Origin of the sequence: Streptomyces poonensis, from assembly GCF_014650915.1 — a bacterium.
In the GTDB taxonomy this organism is placed as follows: domain Bacteria; phylum Actinomycetota; class Actinomycetes; order Streptomycetales; family Streptomycetaceae; genus Streptomyces; species Streptomyces poonensis.
Genome location: NZ_BMVW01000006.1, coordinates 229,822 through 243,263 on the forward strand (window position 1 = coordinate 229,822; position 13,442 = coordinate 243,263).

Consider the following 13,442-nt stretch of genomic DNA (forward strand, 5'->3'; position numbering starts at 1 on the left):
CTCATCCCAGGAAGGAGCCACGATGACCCGCCCCGCTCTCCGCGTCGACGCCGTACTCGTCCAGGCCGTCATCGCCGGGGCCCTGTCCTTCGCCCACCTGCATGACCTCGCCGCCGCTGCCGGACAGGACGGCTGGAAAGCCTGGGCCTACCCGATCAGCGTCGACCTGCTCCTGGTCGCCTCCTGGCGGCGGCTCCGCGTCGACGGCCCGTCCCGGCTGGCCTGGTGCTGGTTCGTGATCGCCCTGTGCGCCTCGCTCGGCGCCAACGTCGCCACCGCCGGACTCCTCGACCTCGACCAGGTCCCGGCCTGGCTGCGCATCCTCGTCGCTGCCTGGCCCGCGCTTGCCTTCATGGGAGGCACCCTCCTCGCCCACACACCCGCCCCGAACCGGGCGCCGGAACCGCCGGCACCTCCCGCCCCGATCCCCACACCCGACATCAACTCCGCCCCTGAGCCGGTCGCCTCGCCCGGGCCTGACGACATCCCGGCCGCGGTGACCGAAGCCGAGAAGACTCCGGCGCTTCCCGCCGCTGAGCTCGACCCGGCCCCGGAACCCGCCCCGGCTCCGCCCGCTGCCCCGGCTCCGCCGGTCCCGGCCGCGCTCGTCGACCACGCCCGCAAGGTCGCCGACGACCACCGCGCCCGCACTGGCTTCCCGATCGACACCGACACCCTCCGCGCCCGGCTCGGCGTCCCGCCGCAGCTCGCCGCCGCCATCGCCGCCCAGCTCACCTGATCCGGAAGGAGCACCACCGCCATGCCCGCTCGTGACCACTTCCACTCCGTGATGCGGATCGGCCCCGTGCAGATCGGCACCCACCGCGACCGCCACGGCCGCACCAAGCACGCCGCCGTGTGCACCTCCGACCGCTGCGGCTGGTCCGCCGACTACTCCAGCCAGTCCGCCGCCCAGCTCGCCGCCCGCACCCACCGCTGCGCCGCCCGCTAGGAGACCCCGTGGACGTCCCGCTCTGGCTCGCCCTGATCGTCGTCGGCTGGCTCGGCTGCAAGCTCATCCGCCCGCCGCTCTGGCTCGTCCTGGTGCTCCTCCTCGGTGGCTACCTCATCGCGGACAGCCTTCTCGCCCCGGTCATCGACACCGCCATCAAGTAGGGAGACCCGCCATGCTCCGCCCCAAGGTCCCGAGCAACCCGATGCCGACCGCCCGCGTCACCCCGCCCGCCGTCGTGGAGCCGACCACTGTCGTCCAGCACCCGGCGGCCCCCGCGCCGGCCCCGGTCGCCCCGGCCGCGGCGGCTTCGGCCCGGCCCACCGTCCAGCTCACCCCCGGCGCCGTCGTCGCGCTCGTCGGGGGCGGCACGGCCGTGGTCCTGGTCGTCGGCGCCGTCCTGGTCTCGATGCTCCTCGCGGTCGCCGTCACGGGCGCCTCGGTCGCCGTCTGCGCCTTGGTAATCCGCTCGCTCGTCACCACCGACGCCAAGCGTCGCTGACCGGCCCCCGGGCGGCCTCGATACCGCCAAGCATCCGCCGCCCGGGCGCCGTGCCCCTGTCCGATCTCGCAACCGGAAGGAACCTCCAGCATGGCCCACCGCCCGACACCCGCGCCCCGCATCTGCCCGAACTGCGACGGCTTCGCCTCCGCCGCCATCACCACCGGCGGCCGCGACGCCCACGGCCACCTGCGCACCATCACCGCCGACTGCCGGTCCTGCCACGGCACCGGAACCGTCCGCCGCCCCGCCCGCGCCCAGGACGGTGCACGTGCCTGACCTGCTCGACGACCCGACCACCCTCGGCGACCTGCTGAGGGTGGCTTCGGCTGACGACTACGACCGCTGGCACGAGCAGATCCGCCGCACCGGCGGCTGCGCCGACCCCATCCACCTCACTGGTTGGACCCTGGCCAAGGACAAGGTGACCGGCGAGACGCTGCGCCACTACACCACCGAGAGCGAGTCGGGCGGGCGGCTCCGCGTGGCCTGTGGGAACCGCCGCGCCTCCCGCTGCCCGGCCTGCGCCTGGACGTACGCGGGCGACACCTACCACCTCATCCGCGCCGGACTCGCCGGGGACGACCGCCGGGACATCCCCGCCAGCGTCCGCGACCACCCGCGTGTCTTCGCCACCCTGACCGCCCCGTCCTTCGGCCCGGTGCACAACCGACCCGACCGAGGCGTCTGCCGCTGCGGCCTCCGCCATCCGGCCGACGACCCCATCCTGGGCACCGCCCTGGACCCGGCCACCTACGACTACGCGGGCGCCGTGCTGTTCAACAACCACGCCGGACAGCTCTGGCAGCGCTTCACCAACCGGCTCCGCCGCGAGATCGCTGCCCGCGCCGGCCTTTCCCAACGGGAGCTGAAGGAGGCCGCCCGCATCTCGTACGGCAAGGTCGCCGAGTTCCAGAAGCGCGGCGCCATCCACTTCCATGCCGTGATCCGCATCGACGGCCCGGACGGTCCCGACACTCCGCCGCCCTCCTGGGCCACCGTGCAGCTCCTCGACGACGCGATCCGGGCCGCCGTCGCGCACTCCTACACGTCCGTCTCGGTCCCGGCTGCCGAGGAGCAGCCCGCCCGTACCTTCCGCTGGGGCAGACAGCTCGACGTCCGCCCGGTGAAGGCGTTCGGTGACGGCTCCGAGATCACCGAACAGGCCGTGGCCTCCTACGTCGCCAAGTACGCCACCAAGGCCGCCGAGAACACCGGCACCCTCGATCGCCGCATCGGGGAGCTCTCCGAGCTCGACCGCCACGGCGTGCCCGACCACACCCGCCGCCTGATCGAAGCGTGCAAGCGGCTGGACCCGGTCTATCCCGACCGGCGGCTGTGGGCCTGGGCACACATGCTCGGCTTCCGCGGCCACTTCTCGAGCAAGTCCCGCCGCTACTCCACCACCCTCGGCGAACTGCGCCAGGCCAGAGCCGACTACCGCGCTGCCCAGGAACGCGACGCCCTCGGCTTGGACGACGTCGAGCCGGACACCGTGCTCGTCCTCGCCGACTGGCAGTACGCCGGCCACGGCCACACCCCTGGCGAATCCGCCCTCGCGGCCACCATCTACCGCGATATCCAGCTCAACCGCGAAACCGCCCGCGAAGCCCTACGCGATCAACTCGCCCAGGAAGGAGCCGCAGCATGACCACCGCAACTACCGAGCTGCTGACCGTGCCGGAAGTCATGGCGCGGCTCAAGCTCGGACGCTCGAAGGTCTACGACCTGATCCGCACCCGTCGGTTGGCCTCCCTCAAGATCGATGGTGCTCGTCGCATCCCTGCCGACTCCGTGCGCGACTTCATCCGGGCCCAGCTGGGAGAAGCCGCCTGATGACCAAGCGTCGAAGCCGCGGGGACGGCGGGCTGCACTGGGACGAGAGGAGGCAACGCTGGATCGCTACGGCGAACCTCGGCTTCGATCCCAGCGGCAAGCGGATCGTCCGGCGGGGGAGTGGCAAGACCAAGACGGAGGCGAAGAACAAGCTCAAAGAGGTGTTGCGGGACTACGAAGACGGCCTCGCCATCGCCCCCACCGGCTACACCGTCGCCGACGCCGTGAACGACTGGCTCGCCTACGGCTTGGCGGGCCGCGACCCGCGCACGGTCGAGACCTGCACCACCCTGAGCCAGAAGCACGTCATTCCGTCCCTCGGAGCACGGAAGCTGCGGGACCTGAGCGCGGAAGACGTCGACCGCTGGCTGGCGGCCAAGGCGCAGACGCTCAGTACGCGCACCCTCCAGGCGCTCCACTCCTGCCTGAACCGCTCGGTCAAGCGGGCCATGGCGCGGGACAAGGTGAAGCGCAACGTCGTCGAGCTGTGCTCCGTGCCCCAAGGCCAGGCGGGCCGCCCGTCCAAGGCGCTCACCTTCGCCCAGGCCGAGGCGGTGCTAAAGGCGGCTGAGGGCTCCTCGATGCACGCGTACATCGTTGTAGCCCTGCTGACCGGCGCGCGTACTGAGGAGCTGCGGGCGCTCACCTGGGACCACGTCTTCCTCAAGGGCCAGCCGGATGCCGATCCGCCGCAGCCTCCGCACATCGCGGTGTGGCGCTCGGTCCGGCGCGGCGGGGACACGAAGACCCGTAAGTCCCGGCGCACGCTCGCCCTGCCGGCGCGCTGCGTGGAGGTCCTCTGGCAGCACTTCGAGGACCAGGGTTGGGAACGGCTCGCCGCTGGCGACCAGTGGGAGGAACACGGCCTCGTATTCTCGTCGGCCGTGGGCAAGCCGCTCGAAGCCACGAACGTACGGCGGGCCTTCCGCCAGGCGCTCAAGGACGCTGAGGGAGTCAACGCCGACGAGTGGACGCCCCGGAAGCTCCGGCACAGCTTCGTGTCGCTGCTCTCGGACCGTGGCGTCCCGCTGGAGGAGATCTCCCGGCTCGTCGGCCACTCGGGTACGGCCGTGACCGAGGAGGTCTACCGGAAGCAGATCCGCCCTGTGATCCAGACCGGCGCCGTGGTCATGGACGGCATCTTCAAGCGGGCCCCGGAGCGGTAGTCACGCAGATAGACACGCACACCAAACAGGTCAGCCAGTTACTGATATCAGTAACTGGCTGACCTGCTGTTTCTCTGTCGGGGTGGCGGGATTTGAACCCACGACCTCTTCGTCCCGAACGAAGCGCGCTGCCAAGCTGCGCTACACCCCGATCGTCGCTGCTCGTCGCGGCGACGTCGTTTACTCTAGCCCACTCGTGGCTGGAGACGAAATCCAGTTCTCCGGGAGCTGGTCCCAGCGGTCCCGACGGCCCCAGGGGCCCCGGCGGTTTCGCCGGCTGCGGCGATTGTCCGGTGCCCATCGGTCGAGGGGGGAATCCTGGCGGGGCCGCAGCGGATCGGGGCGGATGTGGTCGACGGCCACCAGGGCGATGGCGAGGGTGTAGATCGCCAGGCCGAGAAGGAGGGCGTTGGGGAGGACGCTCCGGTAGCCGTAGGTGTCCGCGTCCAGGAACGGATAGAGGTACTGCGTCGGCGAGCCGTCGGCGAGCAGTGAGCCTCTGACCAGCGTGAACGCCAGGTACGCCAGGGGGAAGAGCAGCCATTTCATCGCATGCGACGGCCGCAGGACGCCGGGGCGGGTCAGCAGCAGCCAGTCCGCCGCCACCGCGAGCGGGATCACTGTGTGCAGGAGCGGGCCGGTCATCGCCTGCCAGCCGCCCGCGAGTGCGGCCATGTCGTCGGTCCCCAAGGCCGCGTTCGCTCCTGTCAGGGCGAACGCGCCCACCCCTCGTGTGAGGAGCAGGTGCTGCACCATGCCCGCGACCAGGGCATACAGCAGCGTGCCGCCCGTCAGCAGGGGCGATACGGGGTGGCGGGCCGTCCATGCGCGCGACGCCGAGCAGGCGAACACCGCGGCCACCAGTGCACCGCACTGCACCGACCAGTGGCTCGCGGCCTGGAGCGGGTTGCCAAGAAGCAGTTCGGTGCCGACGCCCGCCGCCGCCGCGAGCGCCACCAGGGCGCGGAAGGCGGCGGCCGCGGGGCGCCGGGTCAGGGGTAGCACGGCTCTCGCGGGTACGAGGGCCGGCAGGGGGGTGGCGACGCCCGGGATCACGGGCAGGTCCGGAATGTCCCGAGGTATCGGAGCGGTCATGCGCTCACGCTAGGTCACTCCGGCGAATCGGACGAAACGGGGTGATCCGGATGGGTGAAGCCGGATGGGTGACGCCGGATGGTGACGCCGGATGGTGATGCCGGCCGGTGGCGCCGGACGGGTGGACAGGGCAGGGCCCGTGGTCAGTCGCGTCCCACCAGTGTCAGCAGCGACGCCTCCGGCGGGCAGGCGAACCGTATAGGGGTGTACCGGTTCGTACCGCAGCCCGCCGATACGTGCAGGTAGGACGTCCGGTCCTCCGCCGTGTGCGTCGACAGGCCCTTCACCCGGTCCGTGTCCAGGTCACAGTTGGTGACGAGCGCCCCGTAGAAGGGGATGCAGAGCTGGCCGCCGTGGGTGTGGCCCGCCAGGATCAGGGGGTAGCCGTCCGCGGTGAACGCGTCCAGCGTGCGCAGGTAGGGCGCGTGCACCACGCCCAGCGAGAGGTCGGCCGACTCCGAGGGGCCGCCCGCCACGCGCGCGTACCGGTCGCGCTTGATGTGCGGGTCGTCCAGGCCGGTCAGCTCGATCTCCATGCCGTCGATCTTGAGTGTCCCGCGGGTGTTCGTGAGGTTCAGCCAGCCCGCCGCGTCGAAGCCGTCCCGCAGCTCCTCCCACGGGTTGTGGACCACGCCCACCGCCGCCGCGTTGCCGTTCAGGCCGTGGCGGCCCTGAGCCTTCTCCAGCAGGTAACGGGCGGGGTTGCGCAGCATCGGGCCGTAGTAGTCGTTCGAGCCGAAGACGTACGCCCCCGGGAACTCCAGCAGCGGGCCCAGCGCGTCCAGCGTCTCGGGCACGCCGTCCGTGTCGGAGAGGTTGTCCCCGGTGTTGATGACGAAGTCGGGACGCAGCCCGGCCAGCGACTGCAGCCAGCGCTGCTTCTTGCGCTGTCCGCTCACCATGTGGATGTCGGAGACCTGGAGTATGCGCAGGGGCCGCATGCCCGGCGGCAGCACGGGCACCGTCACCCGCCGCAGCCGGAAGGAGCGGGCCTCGAACCCCGCCGCGTACAACAGACCGGCGGCGCCTGCCGCCGCGATCCCCAGAGGTACTCCGTATCGCGCTCGCATATGCCCATCGTGTCAGACCCGGACGACATGCAGCGCCGCCTGTGGATAACCCCGAGAACCGGCCAAATGCCCATGTGGACGGGCGATTACCACCCTCCGCGCGCCGTCTCGGCGACGCCCGGGGTGAACGGCCGCCCGTCCGCCGTCGCTCCTCGTCCGCGCGCTCGAAATCAACGGGCGGACGGCCCCGCGCACCTGCGACAATCAAGCCCATGACCACGCTCAAGTCGAAGCTGCAGGAAGACCTGAACGCCGCGATCAAGGAGCGCGACGAGCTCCGCTCCTCGACGCTCCGGCTGACGCTCACCGCGATCACCAAGGAGGAGGTCGCGGGTACGGAGAAGCGCGAGCTCTCCGACGACGAGGTGCTCAAGGTGATCACCAAGGAGGCGAAGAAGCGGCGCGAGGCCGCGGAGGCCTTCACTCAGGGCGGCCGTGCCGAGCAGGCCGAGCGGGAGCGGGCGGAGGGCGAGCTCCTCGCCGTCTACCTGCCCAAGCAGCTGTCGGACGAGGAGCTGCGGCAGATCGTCGCCCAGGCGGTCGAGGAGGCCCGTGCGGCCGGTGCCGAGGGCCCGCGCGCGATGGGCCAGGTCATGAAGATCGTGAACCCCAAGGTGGCCGGGCAGGCCGAGGGCGGCCGCGTAGCCGCGGTGGTCAAGCAGCTTCTCGCGAACGGCTGAGCGGACCCTTCAGCGATCCCCCTTCCCTACGGCGGTGGGGCGCCCCCTGGTCACTCCAGGGGGCGCCCCACCGCCGTACACGTATCAGGACCGACCAGGGCGAACCAGGAATCACCTGGTCGCCTGGTCACCTGGTCGACGGATCAGCCGAAGCCGCCCCCGTCGCCGAAGCCCCCGCCGTTCTCCTGCCCCTGGATGAGGTCTTCCGGGATCGAGAAGGAGGGCGTGGGGATGGTGCCGCCGTCGGAGCCGCCGGTGATCAGGCCGCCGTTGTTGCCGTTGCCGTTCCCACCGTTGCCGTTCCCACCGTTCCAGTTGCCCCAGCTGTCACCGTCGTCACCTTCGTCGCCGTCGTCCCCGTTGTTCCCGTCGTCGCCCCTGCCGCGGCCGTCGTTGCCGTCGGGGATGTGGACGAGGTTGAAGGAGGAGGCTTCCTTGCCGGCGAGGGCGCCGGTCATGGCGTCCTTCCAGATCGGGCCCGGGACCGCACCGCCGTATACGAGTGCGTGAGGGACGCCGCCGATCGTGATGTTCTTCATCTGCACCTGCTGCGAGGCGCTGCCGACCCAGACGGCGCCCGACAGGTTCGGCGTGTAGCCGACGAACCAGGCGTTCTTGCGCTCGTCGGTCGTGCCCGTCTTACCGGCGTTGGCGCGGTCGGTGAGGCCCGCCTCCTGACCCGTACCGGAGTCGACCACGCCCTGCAGCAGGGTGTTGATGGTGTCCGCGGTCTTCTCGGACATGGCGCGCGAGCAGGTCGACTTCGGCACCTCGAGCGGCTTCTGCTCCTTGCCGACGCGCTGGGTGATCGACTCGATGGCGACCGGCGTGCAGTACATGCCGCGGGAGGCGAAGGCGGCGTACGCGGACGCCATGGTCAGCGGGGAGATGCCCTTGGAGCCGAGGGAGATCGCGGGCACCTCGGGCAGCTTGTCGCCGTTGCCCTGCACGACCTTCAGCTTGTCGGTCATCTCCATCACGGGGCACAGGCCGATGTCGGAGATCATCTGCACGAAGTAGGTGTTGACCGACAGCTCCATCGCCTTCTTCAGGCGGTACGGGCCGACTTCCGACTCGGCCTCGTTCTCCACGGTCGTGCCGCTGTCGTTGACCCACGGCTTGCTGCCGCAGGTCTGGACGGGGCTCGGGTACTCCATCTGGTACGGCGACGAGTACTCCTGGGTCGCCGGCCGGCCCTGCTCCAGGGCGGCCGCCGCCACGAAGGGCTTGAACGTCGAACCGGTCGGGAAGCCGTAGTTGGAGCCGCCCATGCCGCTGCCGACCGAGTAGTTGATCTCGGTCTCGTTCTCGCCGTAGCCGAACGGCTTCGACTGGCCCATCGCGAGGATCTTGCCGGTGCCGGGCTCGACCAGGGTGGTCGCCGCGGCGACCGGGTCCGACTTGTAGATGTGGTCCTCGAGGGAAGCCTGGACCGACTCCTGCGCCTGCGGGTCGAGTGTCGTCTTGATCGTCAGACCGCCCTGGTTCCACACCTTGGCGCGGTCCTCCCTGGTCTTGCCGAAGACCGGGTCACTGAGGAAGACGTACTCGACGTACTTGCAGAAGAAGCTGGCGCCCTTCACGGCCGTGATGCAGCCGTTCTTCGGCTTGCTGACGTTCAGTTCGATCGGCGTCGCCTTGGCCTTGTCGGCCTGTGCCTGGGAGATGTCGCCGACCTCGGCCATGCGCTGGAGGACGACATTGCGGCGCTGTTTGGCGGTCGCCTCGTCGTTCACCGGGTCGTAGCTGGTCGGGGCCTGGACGATGCCGGCGAGGAGGGCCGCCTCCTGGAGCTTCAGGTCCTTGGCCGACTTGGAGAAGTAGCGCTGGGACGCAGCCTCGACGCCGTACGCCTGCTGGCCGAAGTACGTGATGTTGAGGTAGTTCTCCAGGATCTTCTTCTTGCCCAGCTCTTCCTCGACCTGGATCGCGTACTTCAGCTCGCGGATCTTGCGGCCGAGGGTCTGCTGGGTGGCCTGGGCGACCTTCGTCGGGTCGTCGCCGGCCTCCTCCACGAAGACGTTCTTCACGTACTGCTGCGTCAGCGTCGAAGCGCCCTCCTCGACACCGCCGCTCCGCGCGTTCTTGTTCAGCGCGCGCAGGATGCCCTTGAGGTCGACCGCGCCGTGCTCGTAGAAGCGCGCGTCCTCGATCGCGACGATCGCCTTCTGGATGTACGGCGACATGTCCTTGAGGTCGACCACCGTGCGGTCACGGGAGTAGACCGTGGCGATCTGGTCGCCGTTGCTGTCCAGGATCTGTGTGCGCTGGCTCAGCGGAGGGCGCTTCAGATTGGACGGGATCTCGTCGAACCCCTCGACCGATCCCTTGGCGGCCAGGCCCAGAGCGCCGACCGCGGGCATCGCGATGCCCGCCATGACGGCGCCCGCGAGCACGCTGACACCGAGGAACCTGGCGGCCTGCTGCGTTGGCGACAGACCACCGCCCGAGCGCTTGTTTGCCATGAAGGCAGCCTAATCCGTAGTCATGAAGATCCCGAGGGAGCATTTGTTCCTCGGGATGTTCGAGTACCGGATCGTGACGTACGGGGCAGCGGGCGGCGCCCGTCCCGCGGTCAGTACCCGTCTCCCCGGTCGGCGCCCGTCCTCCCGGTCGGCATGCCAATGACAAGTGCCAGGGTTTCGCATTCGCCGGACACGCGCATATGCCTTGGCCTAAGCTGCTCTCGGTCGTCACAGAAGTAGACCCATGTATCAAGTACGTCCGGCGACCCCGGATCGTTCCGACGGCGCCCCACTTTTCTCCAGGGGCGAGTCCGAATCCGCCTTGTGTGTCACCCGGTGTCCGATGTGGTGCATGGCAACTGTCCCGGTCTGACGGGATGGTCACGTATGCCCTCAGGTCACTCCCGCGGGTGATCTGCCGCTTACGCATAGTCCGTTCGGGCCATTCAAGATTGGGCCCGAAGGGGGTGTTGCACTGTGCCCACCTTCCGTAACGTCCTCAACTGGCGGCGGTGAATATGCCGCTGCCGCCGTGGGGGAGCCTCGATTCGGGAGAGGACGGCGCCGGTATGGGCTGGGTAACCGACTGGAGTGCGCAGGCTGCCTGTCGCACTACCGATCCGGATGAACTGTTCGTTCAAGGAGCGGCGCAGAACAGGGCCAAGGCGGTGTGTACCGGGTGCCCGGTGCGCACGGAGTGCCTGGCCGACGCGCTGGACAACCGCGTCGAGTTCGGCGTGTGGGGAGGCATGACGGAGCGCGAGCGTCGTGCGCTGCTGCGCAGGCGGCCGACCGTCACGTCGTGGCGCAGGCTGCTGGAGACCGCGCGTACGGAGTACGAGCGCGGCGCCGGCCTGCTTCCCCTCGATGAGGACGAGACCTACGAGAACTACGCGGCGGTGGGCTGAGGGCCGCTTCACCGCCCTCACCGATCACCGGGAGCACGGGGCTCGCCGGGAGCACGAGGTTCACTCAGGACGCCCTTCGGGCGTCGGCGTGTCGGGCAGATGTGCCAGGTCCGGGTGCCCCGGGCCGCCACAGGCGCCGGTGGATGCCGTCGGCGACCGTCTGCCGGTCGATGCCGCCGGTGCCCCGGACGGTGAGCGGTGCCGGTCACGCCCGGGGCGGGTGTGTCCCGGGACGTTCAGGCGCCGGTCTCGGTCTCGGGAAGCTCCGGCCGTACGGCCGCGAGCCGGTCTCCGATGTCCCGCAGCCCCGCGAGGTCGTGGACATCGCCGGGCAGCGCGGCCACTTCCGCGACGGCCACCTCCGGGTGGAGCGCGGCGAAGCGGTCACGCGTGCGCTGCTCGCGGGAGAGCAGTTGCATGCGCTCGGCGTGCAGCCTTAGCAGGCCTGCGGTGAGTTGTTCGATGGTGGGGTCGTCCGTGGTGGTCCGGTTGTCCGTGGCGGCCCGGTCGGTGACGACCCGATCGTCGGCGGGGGAGCCGGGTTCGGGTGCGGGAGCCGCGGATCCGGGGCCCTCGGATGCGGGAGATTCAGAACAGCCGTGCGTGTCGGGAGAGTTACAAAGTCCTACTTTCCCGTCCTGCTGATCCACAATGCGGGTCTCTTCAAGATTTTCGGCGGCGGCGAGCGCGCGCTCGGCGGACAGCTGGGCCGCGCCGCTGCCGTGGACCCGGTTGAGCACCAGACCCGCGAGCGGCATGTCCTCGGCGGCCAGCCGCTCCACGAAGTACGCGGCCTCCCGCAGCGCGTCCCGCTCCGGGGCCGCCACCACCAGGAACGCCGTGCCGGGCGCCTGCAGCAGCTTGTACGTGGCGTCCGCGCGGGTGCGGAACCCGCCGAACATCGAGTCCATGGCGGCCACGAACGTCTGCACGTCCTTCAGCAGCTGCCCCCCGAGCAGCTTGCCCAGGGCGCCCGTCATCATCGACATCCCGACGTTGAGGAACTTCATCCCCGCACGGCCGCCCATCTTGGCCGGCGCCAGCAGCACTCGGATCAGCTTCCCGTCCAGGAAGGACCCGAGCCGCTTCGGAGCGTCCAGGAAGTCCAGCGCCGAACGCGACGGCGGGGTGTCGACGACGATCAGGTCCCACTCGTCCCGCGCGCGGAGCTGTCCCAGCTTCTCCATCGCCATGTACTCCTGCGTGCCCGCGAAGCCGGCGGAGAGCGACTGGTAGAAGGGGTTGCCCAGAATGGCGGCCGCCCGCTCGGCGTCCGCGTGCGCCTCGACGATCTCGTCGAAGGTGCGCTTCATGTCGAGCATCATGGCGTGCAGCTCGCCGCCCGCGGTGTCGTCGATGCCCTTCACCCGGCGCGGGACGTTGTCCAGGGAGTCGATACCCATGGACTGCGCCAGCCGGCGGGCCGGGTCGATGGTGAGCACGACCACCTTGCGGCCGCGCTCGGCGGCCCGCAGCCCCAGGGCCGCGGCCGTGGTCGTCTTGCCGACGCCGCCGGAGCCGCAGCACACCACGATGCGGGTCGCCGGGTCGTCCAGGAGCGGATCGACCTCCAGCAGCCGGGCCGGCCGGATGGAGCGGTGGGGGTCGTGGGCACGGGACGGCCCGTGCGTGTCGTGCGCGGGGGCCGAGCCGTGCGCGGAGGCCGAGTCGTGCGCGGAGGCCGAGTCGTGCGTGGCGGACGGGTCCGTAGTCATGAGATCCCTTGCTGACGCAGTTCCGTGGCCAGTTCGTACAGGCCCGCCAGGTCCATCCCCTCGGCGAGCAGCGGGAGTTCGTGCAGCGGCAGGCCCAGCTCCTGCAGTACGGTCCGCTGCTCGTGCTCCAGGGCGTGGCGCTCGGCGTACTCCCCGGCCTGCTCCAGCAGCGGCATGACGAGCCGATCGGCGCCGCCGCCACGGCGCGCGCCGCCGAGCCCGGTGCCGGAGAGCGCCCGTGCGATGGCGGGGCGGGAGGCGGTCTCCATGAACTCCAGATCGGCGGCGTCCAGCACGGTCGGCCGCACCATGTTGACGATGACGCGGCCCACCGGCAGCCGGGCGCCGCGCAGCTCCGCGATGCCGTCCACGGTCTCCTGGACCGGCATCTCCTCCAGCAGCGTCACCAGGTGCACCGCCGTCTCCGGGGACTTGATGACACGCATCACGGCCTGGGCCTGATTGTGTATCGGGCCGATCTTCGCCAGGCCCGCCACCTCGTCGTTGACGTTGAGGAAGCGGGTGATGCGGCCCGTGGGCGGGGCGTCCATCACCACGTAGTCGTACGTGAACCGCCCGTTCTTCTCCTTGCGGCGGACCGCCTCGCACGCCTTGCCCGTGAGGAGCACGTCCCTGAGACCCGGTGCGATGGTGGTGGCGAAGTCGATGGCGCCGAGCTTCTTCAGGGCCCGGCCGGCGCCGCCCATCTTGTAGAACATCTGGAGGTAGTCCAGAAGGGCCAGTTCGGGATCGATGGCGAGCGCGTACACCTCGCCGCCGCCCGGAGCCACGGCGATCTTCCGTTCCCCGTACGGCAGCGCCTCCGTCTCGAAGAGCTGTGCGATGCCTTGTCTGCCCTCGACCTCGACGAGGAGGGCGCGCTTTCCCTCGGTCGCGAGGGCGAGCGCGAGTGCTGCGGCGACCGTGGTCTTTCCGGTACCGCCCTTGCCGCTGACGACCTGGAGCCTGCTCACGTATTCGAGCGTAACCAGTCCGTCCACGGCCTACGCGTGAGGCTGTGGACAACGGGGCCCCGCTCGGCCACGCGACCGC

At 70.3% G+C, this 13,442-nt stretch carries 15 protein-coding genes and 1 tRNA gene; 10 read left to right on the forward strand and 6 right to left on the reverse strand.

Translation table 11 applies throughout. The annotated features are described in order from the left end of the window. Positions 1 to 22 precede the first annotated feature (22 nt). The 8 genes from IE242_RS17930 (at position 23) to IE242_RS17965 (ending at position 4,456) form a co-directional block, all read left to right on the forward strand. Positions 23 to 739 (forward strand): DUF2637 domain-containing protein, encoded by a 717-nt coding sequence (locus tag IE242_RS17930; RefSeq protein ID WP_189860329.1) that lies wholly within the window; start codon positions 23 to 25, stop codon positions 737 to 739. 21 nt (positions 740 to 760) lie between these two features. Next, positions 761 to 952: a mobile element transfer protein gene (locus tag IE242_RS17935; RefSeq protein WP_189860331.1), complete on the forward strand. Its 192-nt coding sequence runs from the start codon at positions 761 to 763 to the stop codon at positions 950 to 952. A gap of 8 nt (positions 953 to 960) precedes the next feature. After that, the gene (locus IE242_RS17940; RefSeq protein WP_189860333.1) at positions 961 to 1,116 is read left to right on the forward strand and encodes a hypothetical protein; all 156 of its coding nucleotides are present in this window, start codon (positions 961 to 963) and stop codon (positions 1,114 to 1,116) included. An 11-nt stretch (positions 1,117 to 1,127) separates the two neighbouring features. Then, complete coding sequence (locus IE242_RS17945; RefSeq protein ID WP_189860335.1) at positions 1,128 to 1,454, forward strand: SpdD-like protein; 327 nt, start codon at positions 1,128 to 1,130, stop codon at positions 1,452 to 1,454. Positions 1,455 to 1,544: 90 nt separating this feature from the next. Beyond that, on the forward strand, positions 1,545 to 1,733 hold the full coding sequence (locus IE242_RS17950; RefSeq protein WP_189860337.1) for a hypothetical protein: 189 nt from the start codon (positions 1,545 to 1,547) through the stop codon (positions 1,731 to 1,733). Beyond that, positions 1,726 to 3,105: a replication initiator protein RepSA gene (gene repSA, locus IE242_RS17955; protein WP_189860339.1), complete on the forward strand. Its 1,380-nt coding sequence runs from the start codon at positions 1,726 to 1,728 to the stop codon at positions 3,103 to 3,105. The genes IE242_RS17950 and repSA overlap by 8 nt, the downstream gene beginning before the upstream one ends. Next, positions 3,102 to 3,290, forward strand: a complete 189-nt coding sequence (locus IE242_RS17960) for a helix-turn-helix domain-containing protein (protein WP_189860341.1) — start codon at positions 3,102 to 3,104, stop codon at positions 3,288 to 3,290. Before repSA ends, IE242_RS17960 begins: the two co-directional genes overlap by 4 nt. Beyond that, the gene (locus tag IE242_RS17965) at positions 3,290 to 4,456 is read left to right on the forward strand and encodes a site-specific integrase (protein ID WP_189860343.1); all 1,167 of its coding nucleotides are present in this window, start codon (positions 3,290 to 3,292) and stop codon (positions 4,454 to 4,456) included. Before IE242_RS17960 ends, IE242_RS17965 begins: the two co-directional genes overlap by 1 nt. 77 nt (positions 4,457 to 4,533) lie before the next feature. Here IE242_RS17965 and IE242_RS17970 read toward each other — a convergent pair. From IE242_RS17970 to IE242_RS17980, 3 genes are all read right to left on the reverse strand, one after another. Continuing rightward, positions 4,534 to 4,607, reverse strand: a tRNA-Pro gene (locus IE242_RS17970). Between the two features lie 29 nt (positions 4,608 to 4,636). Beyond that, on the reverse strand, positions 4,637 to 5,551 hold the full coding sequence (locus tag IE242_RS17975) for a Pr6Pr family membrane protein (protein ID WP_189860345.1): 915 nt from the start codon (positions 5,549 to 5,551) through the stop codon (positions 4,637 to 4,639). 143 nt (positions 5,552 to 5,694) lie between these two features. After that, positions 5,695 to 6,621: a metallophosphoesterase gene (locus IE242_RS17980; RefSeq protein WP_189860347.1), complete on the reverse strand. Its 927-nt coding sequence runs from the start codon at positions 6,619 to 6,621 to the stop codon at positions 5,695 to 5,697. Between the two features lie 212 nt (positions 6,622 to 6,833). Between IE242_RS17980 and IE242_RS17985 the strand changes: the two genes are divergently transcribed. Next, complete coding sequence (locus IE242_RS17985) at positions 6,834 to 7,301, forward strand: GatB/YqeY domain-containing protein (RefSeq protein WP_189860349.1); 468 nt, start codon at positions 6,834 to 6,836, stop codon at positions 7,299 to 7,301. Positions 7,302 to 7,444: 143 nt separating this feature from the next. Here the strand turns inward: IE242_RS17985 and IE242_RS17990 are convergent, their stop codons facing one another. Then, entirely contained in the window at positions 7,445 to 9,766 is a 2,322-nt protein-coding gene (locus IE242_RS17990) for a transglycosylase domain-containing protein (protein WP_189860351.1), read from the reverse strand. A 569-nt stretch (positions 9,767 to 10,335) separates the two neighbouring features. Here IE242_RS17990 and wblA point away from each other — a divergent pair. Further along, a complete protein-coding gene (gene wblA / locus IE242_RS17995) occupies positions 10,336 to 10,674 on the forward strand; it encodes a transcriptional regulator WblA (RefSeq protein ID WP_030573555.1) in 339 nt (112 codons plus the stop codon). Positions 10,675 to 10,910: 236 nt separating this feature from the next. On the opposite strand, the gene bagB is transcribed toward wblA, so the two are convergent. Both bagB and bagA read right to left on the reverse strand, forming a co-directional pair. Next, the gene (gene bagB, locus IE242_RS18000; protein ID WP_189860353.1) at positions 10,911 to 12,389 is read right to left on the reverse strand and encodes an ATPase BagB; all 1,479 of its coding nucleotides are present in this window, start codon (positions 12,387 to 12,389) and stop codon (positions 10,911 to 10,913) included. Next, the gene (gene bagA, locus IE242_RS18005; RefSeq protein ID WP_189860354.1) at positions 12,386 to 13,363 is read right to left on the reverse strand and encodes an ATPase BagA; all 978 of its coding nucleotides are present in this window, start codon (positions 13,361 to 13,363) and stop codon (positions 12,386 to 12,388) included. The genes bagB and bagA overlap by 4 nt, the downstream gene beginning before the upstream one ends. Between the last annotated feature and the right edge of the window lie 79 nt (positions 13,364 to 13,442).

Excerpts from the sequence above, each read along its gene's own strand:
- IE242_RS17975 (WP_189860345.1), bottom strand. The coding sequence starts at position 5,551 with ATGACCGCTCCGATACCTCGGGACATTCCGGACCTGCCCGTGATCCCG.
- IE242_RS17980 (WP_189860347.1), bottom strand. The coding sequence starts at position 6,621 with ATGCGAGCGCGATACGGAGTACCTCTGGGGATCGCGGCGGCAGGCGCC.
- bagB (WP_189860353.1), bottom strand. The coding sequence starts at position 12,389 with ATGACTACGGACCCGTCCGCCACGCACGACTCGGCCTCCGCGCACGAC.
- IE242_RS17990 (WP_189860351.1), bottom strand. The coding sequence starts at position 9,766 with ATGGCAAACAAGCGCTCGGGCGGTGGTCTGTCGCCAACGCAGCAGGCC.
- IE242_RS17935 (WP_189860331.1), top strand. The coding sequence starts at position 761 with ATGCCCGCTCGTGACCACTTCCACTCCGTGATGCGGATCGGCCCCGTG.
- IE242_RS17985 (WP_189860349.1), top strand. The coding sequence starts at position 6,834 with ATGACCACGCTCAAGTCGAAGCTGCAGGAAGACCTGAACGCCGCGATC.
- IE242_RS17930 (WP_189860329.1), top strand. The coding sequence starts at position 23 with ATGACCCGCCCCGCTCTCCGCGTCGACGCCGTACTCGTCCAGGCCGTC.
- wblA (WP_030573555.1), top strand. The coding sequence starts at position 10,336 with ATGGGCTGGGTAACCGACTGGAGTGCGCAGGCTGCCTGTCGCACTACC.
- IE242_RS17945 (WP_189860335.1), top strand. The coding sequence starts at position 1,128 with ATGCTCCGCCCCAAGGTCCCGAGCAACCCGATGCCGACCGCCCGCGTC.
- IE242_RS17960 (WP_189860341.1), top strand. The coding sequence starts at position 3,102 with ATGACCACCGCAACTACCGAGCTGCTGACCGTGCCGGAAGTCATGGCG.
- IE242_RS17965 (WP_189860343.1), top strand. The coding sequence starts at position 3,290 with ATGACCAAGCGTCGAAGCCGCGGGGACGGCGGGCTGCACTGGGACGAG.
- IE242_RS17950 (WP_189860337.1), top strand. The coding sequence starts at position 1,545 with ATGGCCCACCGCCCGACACCCGCGCCCCGCATCTGCCCGAACTGCGAC.